The sequence below is a fragment of the Lentiprolixibacter aurantiacus genome (genome assembly GCF_026241225.1).
Taxonomy (GTDB): Bacteria; Bacteroidota; Bacteroidia; order Flavobacteriales; family Flavobacteriaceae; genus Lentiprolixibacter; species Lentiprolixibacter aurantiacus.
The window spans coordinates 332,617-351,253 of record NZ_JAPFQP010000001.1 but is presented as its reverse complement, the minus strand read 5'-3'; the positions used below and the strand labels follow the sequence as shown (position 1 = coordinate 351,253).

Below are 18,637 nucleotides of genomic sequence, written 5' to 3'. Positions count from 1 at the left end.
GTAAAGTTATGAGTGGAACACTGAACAAGGTAATGCTGATAGGGCATTTAGGAGACGAAGTTAAACTTCATTATTTTGAAGGAGGCAATTGTATAGGTCGTTTTCCTATTGCTACCAATGAAACCTATACCAACAGGCAAACCGGTGAAAAGGTCACCAATACGGAATGGCATAATATAGTGGTGCGCAATAAAGCGGCTGAGATATGTGAGAAGTACCTCAATAAAGGGGATAAAATTTATGTGGAAGGCCGCCTGAAAACCCGGCAATGGCAGGGGGAAGACGGAGGCACGCGTTACACCACCGAGATCCATGTGCAGGACTTCACCTTTTTGTCAACCAAACAGGAAAGCATGGCGAATTCCGGCTCTTCCATGGAGAGAGGTCCCCAGCCGCGTGCTGAACAGGTACAGGCCCCACAGGTAGCAACGGAACCAATGGCGGAGCCAGAGGAGGATGACGACCTGCCATTCTAATTGAACCTCAAAAATTCGTAGCTATTGGACCCTGACCCCCATAGTTTACTTATTGGATTAATAGCCGCAGACAGCGCCCTGATCATCCGGGTAGTTATCATGGTGCTACTGTTGTGCTGTTCTGCCCTTATATCCGGAGCAGAGGTTGCTTTTTTCGGACTTTCGGCCACGGAGCTAAATGAGATTCGCGAAAGCAAATCAGGCAAAGGGGGGATTGTAATCAAGTTACTGGAGAAACCCAAAAAACTTCTGGCAACCATCCTGATTACCAACAACGCCATTAATATTGGTATCGTTTTGCTTTTTAATGCCATCGGTGATACCCTTTTCTCAAAGATCAACTTCACCCTGCTTTCCTTTATTTCAGTGCGGTTTTTGCTTGAGGTGGTAGTAGCAACATTTCTTATCCTCATGTTCGGGGAAATCCTGCCCAAGATCTATGCGAACCGGAATAAAAAACCTTTTTCGCACTTTATGGCTTATCCGCTGAAAACGCTTGACTTCCTTTTTACTCCCCTAAGCGCACCAATGAGGAAGGCAAGTATTTTTATGTATGAACGGTTGGGAAGGCGAAAATCTAATCTGAGTGTAGATCACCTGTCCCAGGCTCTGGAACTGACTTCCGAGGGCGATACAACCAGGGAAGAACAGAAGATACTTGAAGGTATTGTTTCCTTTGGCAATACCGATACCAAACAGGTAATGCGCCCCAGGATAGATATTTTTGCGCTTAGTGACGACATGAAGTTTCCTGAAGTGCTGGAGGAGATAAAGAAATATGGTTACTCACGTATCCCGGTTTTTTCGGAGAATGTGGATAATGTACTGGGAGTCCTTTACGTGAAGGATTTACTGCCGTACATAGACAGAAAATCATTCAACTGGACCTCGCTGATCAGGGAACCCTACTTCGTTCCCGAGAACAAAAAACTGGATGATCTCCTGCTGGAGTTCCAGGATAAAAAAAATCATCTTGCCGTTGTGGTGGATGAATACGGAGGTACTTCCGGAATAGTAACCCTGGAAGATATTATTGAAGAAATAGTTGGTGATATCAGCGATGAGTTTGACGATGAAGACCTTGTTTTTTCCAAACTGGATGATTTTAATTACGTTTTCGAAGGGAAAACGGCCCTGAAAGACTTTTACCGTGTGGTGCATATTGAAGATGAGGAGGATTTTGAGGAACAAAAAGGGGAGTCTGAGACCATTGCGGGTTTTGTTTTGGAAATAGCGGGAAGTTTCCCTAAAAGGGGTGAAACCATAACGTTTAAGGACTACCAGTTTGTGGTGGAAAGCCTTGATAAAAAAAGATTGAAACAAATTAAAGTTACCTTGCCCCATGCGTTATAAGTGGTTAACTACAGTTATTATTCTGGCCTTGCTTTTTTCCTGTGGAGGTGAAACCCTTCCCAAGCCCAAGGGGATGCTTCGACTGGATTATCCCGAGGCCAGGCATATTTCCATGAAGTATGAAAAATTCCGTTTTGAAGGCAATTCCCTGGCCCGTGTTGGGCGGGAAGGTAAGGATGCCATTACCCTGGATTATCCACTGTTGAACGCCGCTATTTACATAACTTATAAGCCGGTTGAGGATAACTTGAATTCCCTGCTTTCAGACGCCCAGAGGCTATCCTATGAGCATGTGATCAAGGCAGATGATATTACCGAACAGCCTTATATCAATCCGGAAGATTCGGTTTATGGAATGTTCTATGAGGTGAGCGGTGATGCTGCTTCACAGTCGCAGTTCTACGTAACAGACAGCACCAGGAATTTTGTTACGGGATCCCTTTATTTCTATGCGAAACCCAATTACGATTCCATCTATCCGGCAGCGGTCTATTTACAGAAAGATATCCGGAGGATTATGGAAACCATCCAATGGGAATAGGAATACATTAAGCACAAACAGTATCGCTGCATATGGATAAGCAGAAACTCATAGACACACATAAAAGGATTGCTCCTTATATTCATCGCACTCCGGTGATGACTTCGCGACTCATAAACCAGGAAGCGGGTGCGGAGTTGTATTTCAAATGTGAAAATTTTCAGGGGATGGGGGCTTATAAGCTTCGCGGTGCTACCAACGCAATCCTGCAACTCAGTGACGCTCAACGTCCAAAAGGAGTGGTAACCCATTCTTCCGGGAATTTTGCCCAGGCTTTGTCCCTTGCGGCACAACGCCTTGGGGTTGATGCCCATATTGTGATGCCTTCCAGTGCACCTAAAGTTAAAGTGGAGGGGGTAAAGACCTATGGAGGGAAAATATACATTTGTGACCCCACACTTGAAGCCCGCGAGGCTGAAGCAGATCGCATTGCAAAGGAAACGGGAGCCACTTTTATGCATCCTTCTAATGATCTGGAGGTAATCCTGGGACAGGGAACAGCAGCCATAGAGCTGCTGCAGGATCATCCTGACCTGGAATTTTTAGTAACCCCGATTGGTGGAGGTGGTCTTATTGCAGGATCAGCTTTGGCTGCCCACTATTTTGGCAATAATTGCCAGGTAATTGGAGGGGAGCCTTTTGAGGTTGATGACGCCTACCGTTCTTTCCATTCCGGGAAGATAGAAAGCAATGAAACCACGAACACCATTGCCGATGGGTTAAAAACGATATTGGGAAGCAATACCTTTCCCATTATCCAGAAATATGTTCAGGATATAATCCGGGTTACTGAAGAAGAGATTGTTGCGGCTATGAAGCTGATCTGGGAGCGGATGAAGATCATAGTGGAGCCTTCCAGTGCAGTAGCCCTGGCCGCAGTACTTCGAGAACCCCTGCGTTTTAGGAAAAAAAAAGTGGGTATAGTAATCTCCGGAGGCAACGTAGATTTGGGGAACCTTCCTTTTTAGTTCTTCTTTAAAAGTGCCCTTGCCTGTTCGATGCTGGAATTTACCTGTTCCTGCATGGCCCTGACCTTGACCTCCTCTTCGAGAAGCCACTGCTGTTTTTGCTCACTCAGGGCTTTTCCCTCAAAGATTTCCTCACTGTTAAAACGTTCTCCAAAACCGCTCATCCAGTCCATCATGGATTTATGGGCCGCCTTTAGATCATCAAGTGCGCGGGCGTATTCCTGACCGGTTGCCGTAGAATCAACAAGGGGTTGCAATTCTGAAACCAGTTGCCCTATAGTCTTCATTTCGGGCATTACCATGTCGTGAATAGCTACAACCTCTTCCATCCTGGAGGGGTTTTTCCCGGTTTTTTCCTCTTTACAGGAGATGGATAAAATAAGGCTGGAAAGGATCAGCAGACTGATAAAAGATGCTCTCATGATGCAGGTTAAATAAAACACAAATTTACAAATATGACAGGCATTTTATCCCCAAAAAGTTCCACTTTTGCGGAAAATTGCTGCCATGAGCGATGTAAACCGGAAGTGGTTTTACCTTATCACCCTCTCCCTGATCTGGGGTACCTCCTATATCCTGATCAAGAAGAGCCTGGAAGGTTTTAACCCGGTTCAAATGGGGTCAGTTCGCATTGTAATCACGGCCTTATTTTTGTTCATTTACGGTTTAAAGACCCTGAGGGGAATCTCAAGGGAGCAGTGGAAATGGGTGGCTGCATCAGGCATGCTGGGCAGCTTCTTTCCTGTATTCCTCTTTGCCTTTGCGCAAACGGAAATCGATAGTGGTATAGCATCGATATTAAACTCATGTGTCCCATTGTTCACCATTTTTGTGGGCTACCTGGCCTTCCGGATTCGCTTTACATCCAACCAGTTAATCGGAGTAATTATTGGCCTGATTGGCGCTTCACTTCTGATTTTTCTGGGGGCAGATATAAATCCCGATCAAAATTACTGGTATGCCGGTCTGGTTATAATAGCCACTATATGCTATGCCCTGAACGCCAACATTATCAAGGGTAAACTGCAAGAGGTTTCGCCCCTTGGTATTGCGGTAGGGAATTTTGTTGTGATGTTGCCACCGGCCATTGTTGTACTGCTTTTTTCCGGTGCCTTAAGCGAAGAGGTAATGGCTTCTCCCAGGTTTTATTCTTCTATAGGGTATCTGGTAATTCTGAGTATTATGGGCACCTGTGTAGCTAAGGTAATGTTCAACCGCCTGATCCAGATTTCAACTCCGGTATTTTCTGTTTCGGTTACCTACCTTATTCCAGTTGTAGGCATTTTTTGGGGGGTAATGGATGGGGAGCGATTTAGCCTGGTCCAGCTTTTAGCCGCAGTGGTCATACTGGTTGGAGTGTATTTGGTAAACAAGAAAAAAGCGCCCCGGGATTGAGGCGCTTTTCCTATTGAGTATCTAAATACTATTCAAAATCAGCATCGCTAACTTGGATATTGATAACAGCTTCAAGAAGCTTGCTTTCGATCTTTTGCGGACCCATTGAACCTACCCGGATACCTGGAAATTTGATCCCGTCAATTTCCTGATAATCCTTGTATATAACTTCCTGGTTCTGTGTTTGACCATTCATGTTGATTATTTGAGCTTCTTTAACCTTTAGTCCGGTTTCCAGATCGTAAAAGTATACCAGCTGTACAACCTCACCGGGAACTTCGATCTTAACAGCTTCTTTTCCTTCAACTTCCTCTGTTCCTGTAATCTTGGCCTTACCGCCAGGAACGAAGTTTTGTTCAGGGAACACTCCCTTCGCTGCACTCAGCATGTCTTGCTGCATCTGTGGAGGAAGCGGCCTTTTTTGTCCGCCTTGTTTCATATACAATTCATCTCCTTTGGCTATAACACCCATCATCGGAGCATCATTCATATAAGTAGTCTGGGCAAACTTGTCGGCTGTACGTTTTTCTTCGCTTTTGATCTTGGCTCCCATTGCTTCACCTTCATAGACTAGCTTCAATGAGGTAATCTGCTCAACTTTTTCCTTGCCTCCAATAGCGTTGAAATACTTGTCTACCACAGACTGTACCGTCATTCCCTCCGGTACAGCAGCGCTGTAATCAGGCTTTCCGGTCTTGTTGGCGTACTTGTCGTAATACAAAACAGGAACCTTCTTTCCGTTAAAGTTTACCTTTTCCAGGTTATCAATAACATCACTACCCTTTCCAGCAACTACAATCCTAGCATTTTTTACATTAAAATACTTCTGGGCTGCCTTTTGGACATCATCAACGGTAATGGCGTTAATGCGCTCAAGGTAGGTTTGATAAAAGTCCTTGGGAAGGCCTTCGGTCTCAATGTTCAGGGCATATCGGGCAATGGTTGCCGGTTGTTCAAGTGCTCGTACAAAACTACCTACATATTTAGCCTTGGTGTTTTTGAGCTCAGTTTCGCTAACGGGCTCTTTAATGATACGATCTATTTCTTTTAAGATTTCCACCACGGAGCTATCGGTAACCATATTCCTGACACTGGCAGTTGCCGTAAATGTTGTAGATGCCCACTTGTTGTTCCCCAGCCTTGAATAAGACCCATAGGTATAACCCTTGTCTTCTCTAAGGTTTAGGAATAATCTTCCTTCGCCACCACCCCCAAGGATCTGGTTGGCAACCAGGGCCGGTAAGTAGTCGGAGTCCTTCATTTTAAGGCTTACCAGGTTTTGCACGGCTATCTCGGACTGTACTGCATTGGGCACATCTACAAAATTGATCTGGGTATACTGTGCATCTTTTGGTTCTGAATAACTCAGCGAAAGGGGTGATGCCTTTGTCCAGGGGGTAAAGTATTCGGTTACCAGTTCCTGGACCTGTTCAAAAGTAACATCACCAATAACTACCATGTATGCATTTGCGGGCACGAAGTAGTTGCGGTAAAAATTCTTTACATCAGCCAGTTCTATGTTATTCACCGTTTCCTCAGATACATATTCTCCGTAGGGGTGCTTTGTGCCATAAGCCAGGGCAGAACGTACCCTTCCCGCAATGGCTGACACATCTTTTTCCTGGGTCTTAAGACTGGTTATAAGCCTTTCTTTTTCCTTATCAAATTCTTCCTGTGTAAAATTGGGGTTAATGGCAGCGTCTGCCAAAAGTTCCAATATCCTGGGAAAGTATTTGGAAAGCGAACTGGCAAAAGCACTTTGCGATCCAAAATTAATGCTTGCTCCCAGGAAATCTACCTCTTCATTAAATTCATCCTTGGGGATATTGGTAGATCCATTACCCAGCAGGCTCGCAGTTAAACTAGTAACACCAGCCTTGTCTCCTTCCAAAATAGGGGGGTTATCCAGGCTGAGCTGGATGGAAACCCTGGGTAGTTTATTGTTCTCTACCACAAGGACCTTCAGGCCGTTATTCAGTTCAAAACGTTGCGGATCTTTTAAGTTTATTTCCGGAGCCGGACCTGGCTCTGGCATTTTAGTCCTGTCTATTTGTGCCTGGATGCTACAAGCGGCCAGGGCAAAAACGAGTGTAAAAAGTATCTTTTTCATATTAGTTTTCCATTTTTTCTTCGGGCAAGTATTCTATAATCACCCTTTGGTTGGGTTTCAGGTATTTTTCTGCCGCAGATTGAATTTCTTCCCGGGTAATAGAGCGGTAGATTTCAATTTCTTTGTTGATCAATTCAGTATCCCCATAAAGCATATGATAACGGGCCAGGGAATTGGCAATGCCCTGAATGCTGGAATTGGAATTCACAAAACGGTTCTCAAACTTGTTCTGAAGCTTTTGGTAATCCCTTTCCGAGATCAGTTCTTCGCGAACCTTGGCAACTTCCTCTTCCATTTCGGATATCAGGGTTTCCAGGCTGGTTTCCCCAACCGGTAAAGCAAATACCAGGTACATTCCGTAGTCTTCCTGTGGGATACTGAAAGCACCTACCTGCAAAGCCTGTTTCTGGTCATCTACCATTTTCTTGTAGAGTTTGGAGCTCCTCCCATCACTTAAATAGGCGGAGATCATTTCAAGAACATAAGCATCGCGCTGGCGGAAACCAGGAGTGCGATAGGCAGCCCCTACAGCAGGAATTTGAATGTTCTTATCAAAGGCTTTTGCTCTTACTTCTTTAGTAATAGGCTCTTCCATGGGATAGTTACGCTGGATGTCAGCTCCTCTTGGGATTTCACTGAAGTAGTCCTGAACCATCTTCTTAGTAGATGGGATATCTATGTCTCCCGCAACCACCAGTACAGCGTTGTTAGGCACATAATATTTGTTGTAGTAAGCAATTACATCGTCAAGTGTAGAAGCATCCAGATCTTCCATGTAACCAATATTCGGGTCTTTGTAAGGGTGGACCTTAAAAAGGTTCTTACCTAATACTGGAAGAAGCTGTCCATAGGGAGAATTATCATAGCGAAGACGCTTTTCCTCTTTAACCACCTCCTGTTGTGTATCCACCCCGGTCTGGTCAATTATTGGGTGCAGCATCCTTTCGGATTCCATCCATAATCCCAGTTCCAGGTTGTTGGAAGGGAACACTTCATAATAGTATGTGCGATCCTGCGAGGTGTTTGCATTATTGCTCCCTCCGTTGGAAGATACAATCTCAAACCATTTGCCCTTGGGGATATTCTGGGTGCCTTCAAATAAAAGGTGTTCAAAAAGGTGAGCAAAGCCTGTTCGTCCTTCCGTGCGGTCTTTTCCCCCTACATGGTACATAACCGAGGTAGTGACCACAGGGGCCGAGTTGTCCTGATGCAGGATCACGTGCAGGCCATTATCCAGGTCGTATTCTTCATAAGCAACCTGCTGGGCATTGACAGTAACAAGCAGCAGCAATGCTGTTACTGCCAACATTAATCGTGTTTTCATACGTTTCGTGTTTAGATGATTAAACAATAACGATCCCTTAAGGGACCGCGTAGCTAATTTAAGGTACGAAGTTGGATTTTCCCACAACTACGGGGGTTTCCATGGAGATTTAACAAGAATTTAATTAAAAATGCATTAAAAATCATATTTTATTAATAGAACCAAATTAAACAGTAACACTATGATGCGTTTTAGCCTCCCCATTCGTTTTGGGATCGCAACCAGTGGAAGCCTTGTGGGCTATTTTTTATTGCTTTCCCTGGTTGATCTACATACCAATATTTTTTACAGCCTTTTCAATGGTGTAATAACTGGGTTTGGAATCTATGAGGCGATTAAATACCGAAAACTCGAATTAATGGAAGATTTCAATTACGGGATTGGTTTCAAAACTGGTGTAATTACCGGATTTGTAGCAACCCTGATCTTCACTTTATTCTTTGCTGTTTATGCCGAAGAGATAGCCCCTGAATTCCTGAAACAACTGTCTGCTTCATGGTTCAGTAATTACCAGAGCTTTGAAGCCATTGTGTTTTTTACGGTAGCGATAATGGGATTTGCAACCACCCTGGTGCTAACCCTGGCCTTTATGCAACTGTTCAAGGCTTCTAGAAATCTTAAATAAGGGGCTTAAATTCAATTCAAAAGCCTTGTGAATTCGCATTTTAGCAGTATATTTGCACCCGCTTGAACCGCAGGGAAGTATACTTACCCGGTTAGCAGATTGAAAATCTATAAGTATTAACAGATAGCGTATGTATGCAATTGTAGAGATAGCAGGGCAGCAATTTAAAGTTGCGAAAGACCAGAAAGTATATGTGCACCGTCTTAAGGAAGAAGAAGGAAAAAAAGTGACCTTTCACGATGTTCTTCTCCTGGAGGATGGTAAGGATATTACGATCGGCGCCCCGGCTATAGACGGAGCCGCAGTAGAGGCTAAAGTCGTTAAACATCTGAAAGGGGACAAGGTAATTGTCTTCAAAAAGAAAAGACGTAAAGGTTATCGTGTCAAGAACGGGCATCGCCAGCAATTGACCGAATTATTGATTGAGGGTATCGTAGCCAAAGGAGCTAAGAAAGTAGCTCCTAAAAAGGCAGAAGCCCCTAAAGTTGCCGCCAAACAGGCAGAGAAAGCTGTAAAGGAAGCCCCGAAAAAGGAGCAGCCTAAAGCGAAGGCAGAGAAACCTGCTGCTGACCTTAGTTCTAAAACAGTGGCAGAGCTCAAGGAAATGGCGAAGGCAAATGGTATTAGCGGTTATTCTTCCATGAAGAAGGCCGAACTTATAGAAGCATTAAGCAAATAAAGTAGAACCTGCCGGTTTTAACCCGGTAAAAAATAAATATCATGGCACATAAGAAAGGTGTTGGTAGTTCTAAAAACGGTAGGGAATCGGAATCGAAACGCCTTGGCGTTAAGATTTTTGGAGGACAGCCTGCAATAGCCGGAAATATCATTGTAAGACAAAGAGGAACCAAACATAATCCCGGCGACAATGTTTATGCCGGAAAAGACCATACTTTGCACGCCAAAGTTGATGGCATAGTTAGGTTCGACAAGAAATCCGGAGGGAAATCTTTTGTTTCGGTAGATCCTTTTGAGGCCTAGTAGAACGCCATCTGACAAAATAAAAACCCGCAAATGTAGTTTGCGGGTTTTTTTTATGGCTTGCCTATCTGATTTTGTCAGAGCAGAGCTATAAAATAATACTGATATGTTTTTACTCAAATTCAAAATTTCTATATTCACGAAACATAACCTTAAAAACATAATGAAAATGAAAAAACCAATCGTAGCAATTGCCATGGCCTCATGCCTGCTCTTTTCAAGTTGCCTGGGATCATTCAGTGCATTTAACAACCTAAAGGAATGGAACCAGGGAGTTTCTGAAAGTAAGTTTGTGAACAACCTGATATTTTGGGGATTAAATATTGTCCCGGTGTATGGCCTGTTTTTCTTGGGCGATACGATAATTTTCAATGTCATTGAATTCTGGTCGGGATCCAATCCTATCGCCATGAAAGAAGGGCAAAAAGAAGTTCAGGTCGTGGAACGTGATGGAAATACCTATGAAATGGTAGCCATGAAGAACCGTATTTTCCTGACTGTAATTGATGGTCCCAAAAAAGGAAATAAACTTGAGGTCTTTTATAAACCAGATGAGAAATCCTGGAATGCGATTCGTCCGAGTGGTGAAATGATCAAACTTTCTTCCATGGAGGATGGATTCTACATGGTTTATCTTCCCGATGGGCAGAAAGTACAGTTAGACCCCAACATGACCAGGGAGGAAGGCCTGGCTGTTTTGAATGAGCACAAAGACTGTTATTTTATGGAAGGCATGCTGGCCGAAGCGCGTTAGCAACCTTCTCTCGGATATAAATAAAAAAACCCGGAAGCAATTCTTCCGGGTTTTTTGTGCCTGTATTTTAATATTAGTACCTGTAGTAATCCGGTTTAAACGGACCTTCAGGTTTTACGCCAATGTAGCTTGCCTGATCCTCACGCAGCTCTGTAAGTTCGGCCCCCAGACGTGCAAGGTGCAATTTGGCAACTTTTTCATCCAGGTGCTTCGGCAGCATATAAACCTTGTTCTCATACTTGGCGCTATGGTTAAACAGCTCTATCTGGGCGAGTACCTGGTTTGTAAATGAATTACTCATTACAAAGCTGGGGTGCCCGGTGGCACAACCGAGGTTAACCAGTCGGCCCTCAGCCAGAATGATAATATCTTTCCCTTCTACAGTATACTTGTCTACCTGAGGTTTAATTTCATCCTTGGTATCTCCATATGCACCGTTGATCCAGGCCATGTCTATTTCATTATCAAAATGCCCGATGTTGCAAACAATAACCTTGTCCCGCATACTTCGGAAGTGCTCTTCACGGATAATATCCTTATTGCCGGTCGCGGTGACAACAATATCGGCCTGGCCCACAACATTCTCCAGTTTTTTCACTTCATACCCGTCCATACATGCCTGAAGTGCGCAAATTGGATCAATTTCCGTAACCGTTACAATAGCACCTGCGCCCCGGAAGGAAGCTGCTGTTCCTTTTCCAACATCTCCATAACCAGCAACCACAACACGTTTACCGGCAAGCATGGTGTCTGTGGCACGCCTAACAGCATCTACAGCACTTTCCCTGCAACCGTATTTATTGTCGAACTTGGATTTGGTAACCGAGTCATTCACATTGATGGCAGGCATGGGGAGTATCCCATTTTTGAATCGTTCATATAAACGGTGTACGCCTGTTGTGGTTTCTTCAGATAATCCTCTGATTTCGCTGGTTAATTCCGGATAGTTATCCAAAACCATATTGGTTAGGTCACCTCCGTCGTCCAGGATCATATTCAGGGGCTGGCGCTCTTCCCCGAAGAACAGGGTTTGTTCAATACACCAGTCAAATTCCTCTTCAGTCATTCCTTTCCAGGCATAAACAGGGATGCCAGCCGCGGCAATTGCAGCTGCTGCATGATCCTGGGTAGAAAAGATGTTGCAGGAACTCCAGGTCACCTCGGCTCCGAGGGCTACCAGGGTTTCAATTAAAACCGCAGTCTGGATGGTCATGTGAAGGCATCCGGCAATTCGTGCTCCTTTCAAAGGTTGTTCTTTTGCGTATTCTTCTCTAAGTGCCATCAAACCGGGCATTTCTGCTTCTGCCAGGTTTATTTCTTTTCTTCCCCATTCGGCAAGTGTAATATCCTTTACTTTGTAAGGGGTGTAAGGAATGGTTTTGGTACTCATAACAATTATTTTCTTTATACATTCGCTACCGGCTGTGGCAGCTGTTTTAAAATCCCTGCAAAGGTAATGATAACTGGAATAATCTCATGCCTCTTTACAAAACATTAGCAGTACGTCCGGACATCTTCATATACCTTTGGAAGGTTGAAGAACAGGAATCTGTTTTGCAGGCTCCCCTTACACTTACGGAGAACAGCATCAATCGCCTGGGTGGGATGAAATCGGAATTGCACCGAAGGGGTTTCCTCAGCATACGACATCTGCTTGCCGAAGCAGGATATGCAGATAGTGATTTATATTATGACATGCTGGGTAAACCCCATCTCAAAGACGGGAACCATATTTCTATTACCCATTCGCACAACTTTACGGGCATTATTGTCAGCGAACAGGTAAAAGTGGGCATCGATATTGAAAAACAGCGAGATAAGATTGCCCGGATTGCCCATAAATTCACAGATTTGGATTACGACCGTAGGAGCGAGGATAATGAACTGGTCCGAAGGCTTACAGTGCTCTGGGGGGCCAAGGAATCTATCTACAAGGTCCTTTCAACACCGGGGATTAGTTTCTATAAGCATATAGATATCAGGAGCTTTAAGCTAAATCAGGGAAAAACTACCGGTATAGCCAGTTTTCAGGGGGAGGATTCCCACTATGAGATTGCTTTTCTGGAGTTCGAAGGGTTTACCTGTGTATATGCGCTCCGTGCCTGAATATGCCATACCCCCAAAAAGGTTGTAATTTCGCCCAAAACAGAAAAGATGCAGGTATCCGTAGAACTTACCCTAAGCCCTTTACAGGACGATTTTGAACCTCCCATCATCGCCTTTATCCAGAAACTCAGGTCCTCCGGGTTTACGGTATTGGAGAATCCACTCAGCACGCAGGTATATGGTGAATACGACCAGCTGATGCCATTTTTGCAGCAGGCGATGAAGGAAGCGCTAACGGATGCCGAACATGGTTTGTTCTTTATGAAGATCGTAAAATCTGACCGAAGCCAGTATGAGCCACATTTTTGACTGGATATTTGCCCAATACGATAATACCCCGACTTACTTGATTTCACTCGAGCTTATTGGTGTATTTTTTGGGTTTTTGAGTGTGTGGTATGCCAAACGGGAAAACATACTGGTATTCCCAACCGGAATAATCAGCACAGGAATCTTCGTATATATCTTACTCGTTTTTGGACTGCTGGGCGATATGCTCATTAATGCGTATTATTTCGCCATGAGTGTATACGGCTGGTATGTCTGGACCCGTAAAGTGGATGAAACACATTTTATCCCCGTTACCCGCACCAGCACCCTTGAAAAAAGATGGTCCGTGTTGCTGTTTACGGCCACTTTGATCTTTGTGGTCCTTATTTATTTGCTTTTCGACAAATTCAATACCTGGACAGCATATGTGGATACGGTTACTACAGCCATATTTTTTGTAGGGATGTGGTTAATGGCCCGTAAAAAGCTCGAAAACTGGACCTTCTGGATAATAGGAGACGTCATTTCCATACCACTATATTTGTACAAAGGGCTTATCTTTACATCCTTTCAGTATTTGCTGTTTACCCTTATCGCCATATTTGGTTATTTGGAATGGAAAAGAAACTTAAACAAGAGCCCTCAGACCTTGTTAAAATAGTCCTGTTTGGACCGGAATCTACAGGTAAGACCACGCTTGCGGAACAACTGGCAGAGCACTACAAGACAGTATGGGTCCCCGAATTTGCACGGGAATACCTGCAGGAAAAATGGGACAGGGAACAGCAAACCTGTCAGCCTGAAGACCTTTTGCCTATTGCTATTGGACAGATGGCTCTGGAAAACCGCCTGGCAAAAGAGGCCAGCAAACTTCTGATTTGTGACACGGACCTTCTGGAGACCAAGGTATATTCTGAAGCCTATTATTTGGGATCCTGCGATCCCATCCTTGAAAAGTATGCCTTGATCAATCAATACGACTTGTATTTGCTGACCGGTATTGATATTCCCTGGGAAAAGGATGACCTCAGAGATAAGCCCAATGAACGGGAAAAAATGTTCGCATGTTTTAAGGACACACTAATAAAGTATAATCGCAATTTTATTACCTTAAATGGAACTGAAGAAACGCGGTTCCGTAAGGCAGTAGAATCCATAGACCAACTTCTTGAAAGATGATTGAATTCCTCGAAAATGACCTGAAACAAATGGAAGAAATGGGTGTAACCCAGCAAAAGGTTTTGAAACAGATAGAAACCTTTATGGAGGGAATTCCGTATACCCGACTGGAACGAGCAGCCGTTGTAGGGGATGGGATTCTCAGGTTCACGAACGAGGAGTCGGCACAGCTTGTAAAAGCCTTTGAAAAGGCTGCAGAATCACTGGAAACCCTCAAATTTGTTCCTGCTTCGGGAGCTGCTTCGCGCATGTTCAAGGCGCTTTTTCATTTTCTGCAAGCCTTTAACCCCGGGAAGGAAACACTGGAAGAGTACCTCGAAAGGACAGCAGACAATGATATCCGCGTATTTACTGAAAACCTCGAGCGTTTCCCCTTTTATCAGAACATACTCGATATAACAGATGAACAATTTGCGGAATCGGGGAGGGCACTGCTTCATTTTATACACCGTATGCTGGATGCCTCCGGCCTCAATTATGATTTTTACCCTAAGGGGCTATTGCCTTTTCACCAATACGAGTCGCATGTCGCTACTGCTTTCGAAGAGCACCTGAGGGAGGCAGCGGACTATGCATCCGCAGGGGGAAATGGAAAACTTCATTTTACCATTTCACCTCAGCATGAGGACCTGTTTAAAGATACCTATGCAGAAATTAAGGATCGTATTGAAAAGGAAACGGGAACACATTTTGATGTAGGCTACTCATTCCAGAAACCCGCTACGGATACAATTGCTGTAACCCCCGAAAACGAGCCTTTCCGACAGGCAGATGGAACTCTGCTGTTTCGCCCGGGAGGTCACGGGGCATTGATAGAGAACCTCAACGAACAGGAGGCAGATATAATATTTATCAAAAATATAGACAACGTAGCTGTACCCAGCGTAGCCAGGGAATCAGGAGCGAGCAAAAAACTGCTGGCTGGAGTGCTTCTCAATATTCAGGAAAAGGCATTTCGATACGCGGCCATGCTGGAAGGTCCTGCTTTGTCCGGTGAGCAGGTACAGGAAATCAGGGATTTCCTGATCAAGGAACTCAATGTGCGTTTCTCGGACAATTACTCCAGTTTTAGCCTTGGGGAACAACTGGATATTTTAAGGGATAAGATTAATCGTCCCATTCGGGTGTGCGGAATGGTTCGCAATGAGGGCGAACCAGGAGGAGGTCCTTACTGGGTAAGGGATCCTCGCAACCATGTTTCCCTTCAGATTGTGGAATCTGCCCAGGCAGACCTGGCTGATGATGAACAAAAACATATTTTCCACGAGGCCACCCATTTTAACCCGGTAGATCTTGTATGTGGGGTAAGAAACCATCGCGGAGAGAAGTATAACCTGCTGAATTTCGTGGATACTGACCAGGGTTTCATCGCGGAGAAGACCAAGGATGGCAAACCCTTGAAGGCCCTTGAACTCCCGGGACTCTGGAATGGAGCCATGGCCTATTGGAATACGGTTTTTGTTGAGGTTCCGCTGCTCACCTTTAACCCGGTAAAAACGGTTAATGATCTGCTGAAGCCTGCCCATCAGGGGAGTTCCAATTAAAAATTCTTACAGGCACCCTTGTGGGCCATTTAAAAATCCGTCATATTCTTTTTGAGAAACAGGGTACTGTTGTAACTTTGCATAATCTCAAAGGGGTGCTTTGATAAGCAAGTTAGTTTGTGTAGACAGGCCAAGGCTTATCAGGGCTGAGATCATACCCAATGAACCTGCCCGGGTAATGCCGGGAAGGGAGGTGAAGAACACCATTTGGATGTATTCCGTTCCTCCGGAATAGAATTTTCAAGAACCCAGAATAATTACCCCTTTTATTCGTAAAATTTTTACGGATGAAAAGATTATTGATCACATGTGCGCTTAGTGCTGTTTCCTTTTTGGGATTTGCACAGGATGAGAAACAAAAGGATTCCCTGGATACCAAAAAGATTATTCTGGATGAAGTAATGGTCTCTGCCGTCAGGGTCACAAAGGAGATCCCGCTTACTTTCACCAATCTGGAAAAGAGTGAAATTGCTCCCAGGAATCTCGGGCAGGATATTCCAATCCTGATGAATTTTCTTCCTGCAGTGGTGACTACTTCCGATGCCGGAGCCGGTATCGGGTATACGGGTATTCGTGTCCGCGGTAGTGACGCAACCCGTGTGAATGTTACCATAAATGGAATACCCTATAACGATTCTGAATCTCATGGTACGTTCTGGGTAAACTTGCCCGATTTCAGTTCCTCAACTGAGAACCTGCAGCTGCAGCGAGGTGTTGGGACTTCTACTAATGGAGCGGGAGCGTTTGGTGCCAGCCTTAATATTCTTACGGATGCTGTCTCGGAGGATGCCTATGCCCAGGTCGCTTCTTCCTTTGGCAGTTTCAACACTTTGAGAAATAATGTAAAATTCAGCACCGGATTGCTCAACGAGCAGTTTGAATTTTCAGGCCGCCTGTCCAGGATTACTTCAGACGGGTATATTGACCGTGCCGCATCAGAATTGGAGTCCTATTTTCTGCAGGGTGCCTATAAAGACGAAAATACCCTGGTAAAAGCCCTGCTTTTCGGAGGCCATGAAATTACTTACCAGTCATGGTTTGGGATCGATGCTGCAACCCTTGCCACCAACCGGACATTTAACCCTGCTGGAATATACACAGACGACAATGGGGAAACCCGATTCTATGAAAATGAAGTAGACAACTACAAACAGGATCACGCCCAATTGCATTGGAATGAAAACTGGGACGGGGGATGGAGCAGCCACTTTGCCCTGCACTACACGAGGGGAAGGGGGTATTTTGAGCAATTCAGGGAAGATGATGATTTTGGTACCTACGGCTTTCTGCCCGTCAGCATTAATGGAGAGCTGGTTACTACCACAGATCTGGTGCGGAGGAGATGGCTGGATAATGATTTTTACGGGACTGTTTTTTCGCTGAACAAGCGCGCAGAAACCTATGATCTGGTAATTGGAGGGGGTGTCAACAATTATCAGGGAGACCACTTTGGTGAAGTAATATGGGCCAGGCAGGCACCGGATAGCTTTATACGGGACCGATACTATGAAGACGATTCCCGGAAAACAGACTTCAATATTTTTGCCAAGACCAATTACTCCCTCAATGATCGCTGGCGGCTGTTTGCAGATATGCAGTACCGCACCGTGAGATATGAAGCCAACGGTGTGGAAACCGGTATTGTAGACGATACCTTTAACTTCTTCAACCCCAAAGCGGGGCTTACTTACAGTCTGAACCGCAATAACAATTTATATTTTTCTTATGCGGTTGCCCAGCGTGAACCTAATCGCAATGATTATGAAAATGGCAATCCCAGACCGGAAAAACTCAATGATTTTGAATTGGGATGGAGGTACCTCAATCCGGATTTCCAGGTGAACGCAAACCTCTATTACATGCGTTACAAAGACCAGCTGGTGCTGACCGGGGAGTTAAACGATGTAGGGGCTCCATTGAGGGCCAATGTTGGGGATAGCTATCGCCTGGGGCTGGAAGTGGAGGCAAATATCAATATTGGGGATCAGTTTAGCTGGCAACCCAATATTGCCCTGAGCACTAACAGAAATGTGGATTTTGTGTTCCAGCGCGACGGTATTCTACAGGATCTGGGCAATACCAGTATTGCGTATTCCCCGGAAGTGATAATAGGAAACAGATTGGGATGGACGCCCACAGCTGGCCTTGATATCGCACTGCTGACCAAATACGTGGGTGAACAGTATATGGGGAATATCGACTCGGAGAACAGCATTCTGGAAGCCTATTCACAGACTGATTTCAACATACAATACCAAATCAGGTTGAATCGAATTGCGAAATCCATCACTCTTTCAGGACTGGTAAACAATATTTTTGATGCCAAGTTTGTGTCTAACGGCTACTTTTTCACCTTTGATGATGATTTCAGCAACCCGGGCACGGTAACAACTATTGAAGGAGCGGGGTACTATCCCCAGGCAGGGATCAATTTCCTGCTGGGAGCTACCGTAGTCTTCTGATCAATTGGAAATTACCACCGTACTGCCACTTCTTGCCGTGTTGTAGATCAGCATGTCGTAATAACGTTCTCCATCATTCGGGCGGTTCAGAAGTTGCCCGTTAAACAGGCTGTATTCGAATTCCTCACAGGAACACCTGGCAATTTGTCCATCAAGCTCCATGGTGGAACAGTTGTTGGGTACGTGGTTGGGACAACTGGCCTCCAAAGCCATGAAATCGAAACCTGTATTGATCACAAAAATGCCGCGGATACCAGCATTGACGCTATTGATGTATATGGCATTTCCAGGACTGCTCAAAGGACTGTACAAGGGTAAGTTCAGGTTGATTTCATAACGGAAACCAAGTTCGGGCAAATAGGGGTTCCTCCTGCTGTCATTATCGCTGCAGGAGATGATCAAAAAGAGGAGGAAAAACCTGATATATCGGGGAAATCCCATACGCGCAATACAGTTTATTTAAGCAAAGTTGAGTAAAAAATGCCTATATTTGCGTTAAATCCTCTTGAAAAAAGAGGATTTTCCTATTAGAACAACTCCATTTTGATG

Annotated in this window: 21 protein-coding genes; 16 read left to right on the top strand and 5 right to left on the bottom strand. The window is 44.6% G+C overall.

Going from position 1 to position 18,637, the window contains the following annotated elements; translation table 11 throughout:
• The first annotated feature begins 8 nt into the window (after nucleotides 1-8).
• Genes OO016_RS01570 through OO016_RS01555 form a run of 4 tightly spaced genes read left to right on the top strand, consistent with a single transcriptional unit; the run spans nucleotide 9 to nucleotide 3,338 of the window.
• Nucleotides 9-476 carry a single-stranded DNA-binding protein gene (locus OO016_RS01570; RefSeq protein ID WP_266010272.1) on the top strand — a complete coding sequence of 156 codons (468 nt, stop codon included), beginning with the start codon at nucleotides 9-11 and terminating at the stop codon, nucleotides 474-476.
• Nucleotides 477-500: 24 nt separating this feature from the next.
• A complete protein-coding gene (locus OO016_RS01565; protein WP_266010271.1) occupies nucleotides 501-1,829 on the top strand; it encodes a gliding motility-associated protein GldE in 1,329 nt (442 codons plus the stop codon).
• On the top strand, nucleotides 1,819-2,370 hold the full coding sequence (gene gldD / locus OO016_RS01560) for a gliding motility lipoprotein GldD (protein WP_266010270.1): 552 nt from the start codon (nucleotides 1,819-1,821) through the stop codon (nucleotides 2,368-2,370). Before OO016_RS01565 ends, gldD begins: the two co-directional genes overlap by 11 nt.
• A 32-nt stretch (nucleotides 2,371-2,402) precedes the next feature.
• Complete coding sequence (locus tag OO016_RS01555; protein ID WP_266010269.1) at nucleotides 2,403-3,338, top strand: pyridoxal-phosphate dependent enzyme; 936 nt, start codon at nucleotides 2,403-2,405, stop codon at nucleotides 3,336-3,338.
• On the opposite strand, the gene OO016_RS01550 is transcribed toward OO016_RS01555, so the two are convergent.
• Nucleotides 3,335-3,760, bottom strand: a complete 426-nt coding sequence (locus tag OO016_RS01550) for a hypothetical protein (protein WP_266010268.1) — start codon at nucleotides 3,758-3,760, stop codon at nucleotides 3,335-3,337. The genes OO016_RS01555 and OO016_RS01550 overlap by 4 nt on opposite strands.
• Before the next feature lie 85 nt (nucleotides 3,761-3,845).
• On the opposite strand from OO016_RS01550, the gene OO016_RS01545 reads away from it, so the two are divergent.
• A complete protein-coding gene (locus tag OO016_RS01545) occupies nucleotides 3,846-4,733 on the top strand; it encodes a DMT family transporter (RefSeq protein ID WP_266010267.1) in 888 nt (295 codons plus the stop codon).
• 28 nt (nucleotides 4,734-4,761) lie between these two features.
• Here OO016_RS01545 and OO016_RS01540 read toward each other — a convergent pair whose 3' ends face one another.
• Both OO016_RS01540 and OO016_RS01535 read right to left on the bottom strand, forming a co-directional pair.
• A complete protein-coding gene (locus tag OO016_RS01540; RefSeq protein WP_266010266.1) occupies nucleotides 4,762-6,843 on the bottom strand; it encodes a M16 family metallopeptidase in 2,082 nt (693 codons plus the stop codon).
• A gap of 1 nt (nucleotide 6,844) precedes the next feature.
• Complete coding sequence (locus tag OO016_RS01535) at nucleotides 6,845-8,167, bottom strand: M16 family metallopeptidase (protein WP_266010265.1); 1,323 nt, start codon at nucleotides 8,165-8,167, stop codon at nucleotides 6,845-6,847.
• A gap of 181 nt (nucleotides 8,168-8,348) precedes the next feature.
• On the opposite strand from OO016_RS01535, the gene OO016_RS01530 reads away from it, so the two are divergent.
• The 4 genes from OO016_RS01530 to OO016_RS01515 all read left to right on the top strand — a co-directional run bounded on the left by OO016_RS01530 (nucleotide 8,349) and on the right by OO016_RS01515 (nucleotide 10,527).
• Nucleotides 8,349-8,792, top strand: coding sequence for a DUF4199 domain-containing protein (locus OO016_RS01530; RefSeq protein WP_266010264.1), 444 nt, complete (start codon nucleotides 8,349-8,351; stop codon nucleotides 8,790-8,792).
• A 130-nt stretch (nucleotides 8,793-8,922) separates the two neighbouring features.
• Nucleotides 8,923-9,471, top strand: a complete 549-nt coding sequence (gene rplU, locus OO016_RS01525) for a 50S ribosomal protein L21 (RefSeq protein WP_266010263.1) — start codon at nucleotides 8,923-8,925, stop codon at nucleotides 9,469-9,471.
• A 41-nt stretch (nucleotides 9,472-9,512) separates the two neighbouring features.
• Entirely contained in the window at nucleotides 9,513-9,773 is a 261-nt protein-coding gene (rpmA, locus tag OO016_RS01520) for a 50S ribosomal protein L27 (protein WP_266010262.1), read from the top strand.
• 169 nt (nucleotides 9,774-9,942) lie between these two features.
• Entirely contained in the window at nucleotides 9,943-10,527 is a 585-nt protein-coding gene (locus tag OO016_RS01515; RefSeq protein ID WP_266010261.1) for a DUF3332 domain-containing protein, read from the top strand.
• Between the two features lie 73 nt (nucleotides 10,528-10,600).
• Here OO016_RS01515 and ahcY read toward each other — a convergent pair whose 3' ends face one another.
• On the bottom strand, nucleotides 10,601-11,917 hold the full coding sequence (gene ahcY, locus OO016_RS01510; RefSeq protein ID WP_266010260.1) for an adenosylhomocysteinase: 1,317 nt from the start codon (nucleotides 11,915-11,917) through the stop codon (nucleotides 10,601-10,603).
• An 86-nt stretch (nucleotides 11,918-12,003) separates the two neighbouring features.
• Between ahcY and OO016_RS01505 the strand changes: the two genes are divergently transcribed.
• From OO016_RS01505 to OO016_RS01480, 7 genes are all read left to right on the top strand, one after another.
• Nucleotides 12,004-12,633 (top strand): 4'-phosphopantetheinyl transferase family protein, encoded by a 630-nt coding sequence (locus OO016_RS01505; RefSeq protein ID WP_266010259.1) that lies wholly within the window; start codon nucleotides 12,004-12,006, stop codon nucleotides 12,631-12,633.
• A 48-nt stretch (nucleotides 12,634-12,681) separates the two neighbouring features.
• Entirely contained in the window at nucleotides 12,682-12,942 is a 261-nt protein-coding gene (locus OO016_RS01500; protein WP_266010258.1) for a hypothetical protein, read from the top strand.
• Nucleotides 12,926-13,564, top strand: a complete 639-nt coding sequence (pnuC, locus tag OO016_RS01495; protein WP_266010257.1) for a nicotinamide riboside transporter PnuC — start codon at nucleotides 12,926-12,928, stop codon at nucleotides 13,562-13,564. Before OO016_RS01500 ends, pnuC begins: the two co-directional genes overlap by 17 nt.
• Complete coding sequence (locus OO016_RS01490; protein WP_266010256.1) at nucleotides 13,519-14,082, top strand: AAA family ATPase; 564 nt, start codon at nucleotides 13,519-13,521, stop codon at nucleotides 14,080-14,082. Before pnuC ends, OO016_RS01490 begins: the two co-directional genes overlap by 46 nt.
• On the top strand, nucleotides 14,079-15,626 hold the full coding sequence (locus OO016_RS01485; protein WP_266010255.1) for a DUF4301 family protein: 1,548 nt from the start codon (nucleotides 14,079-14,081) through the stop codon (nucleotides 15,624-15,626). Before OO016_RS01490 ends, OO016_RS01485 begins: the two co-directional genes overlap by 4 nt.
• Before the next feature lie 100 nt (nucleotides 15,627-15,726).
• Nucleotides 15,727-15,861, top strand: a complete 135-nt coding sequence (locus OO016_RS14480) for a hypothetical protein (protein WP_439649295.1) — start codon at nucleotides 15,727-15,729, stop codon at nucleotides 15,859-15,861.
• 52 nt (nucleotides 15,862-15,913) lie between these two features.
• Nucleotides 15,914-18,088, top strand: a complete 2,175-nt coding sequence (locus tag OO016_RS01480) for a TonB-dependent receptor (RefSeq protein WP_266010254.1) — start codon at nucleotides 15,914-15,916, stop codon at nucleotides 18,086-18,088.
• Here OO016_RS01480 and OO016_RS01475 read toward each other — a convergent pair whose 3' ends face one another.
• Nucleotides 18,089-18,529, bottom strand: coding sequence for a Rieske (2Fe-2S) protein (locus tag OO016_RS01475; RefSeq protein WP_266010253.1), 441 nt, complete (start codon nucleotides 18,527-18,529; stop codon nucleotides 18,089-18,091).
• Nucleotides 18,530-18,637: the final 108 nt, after the last annotated feature.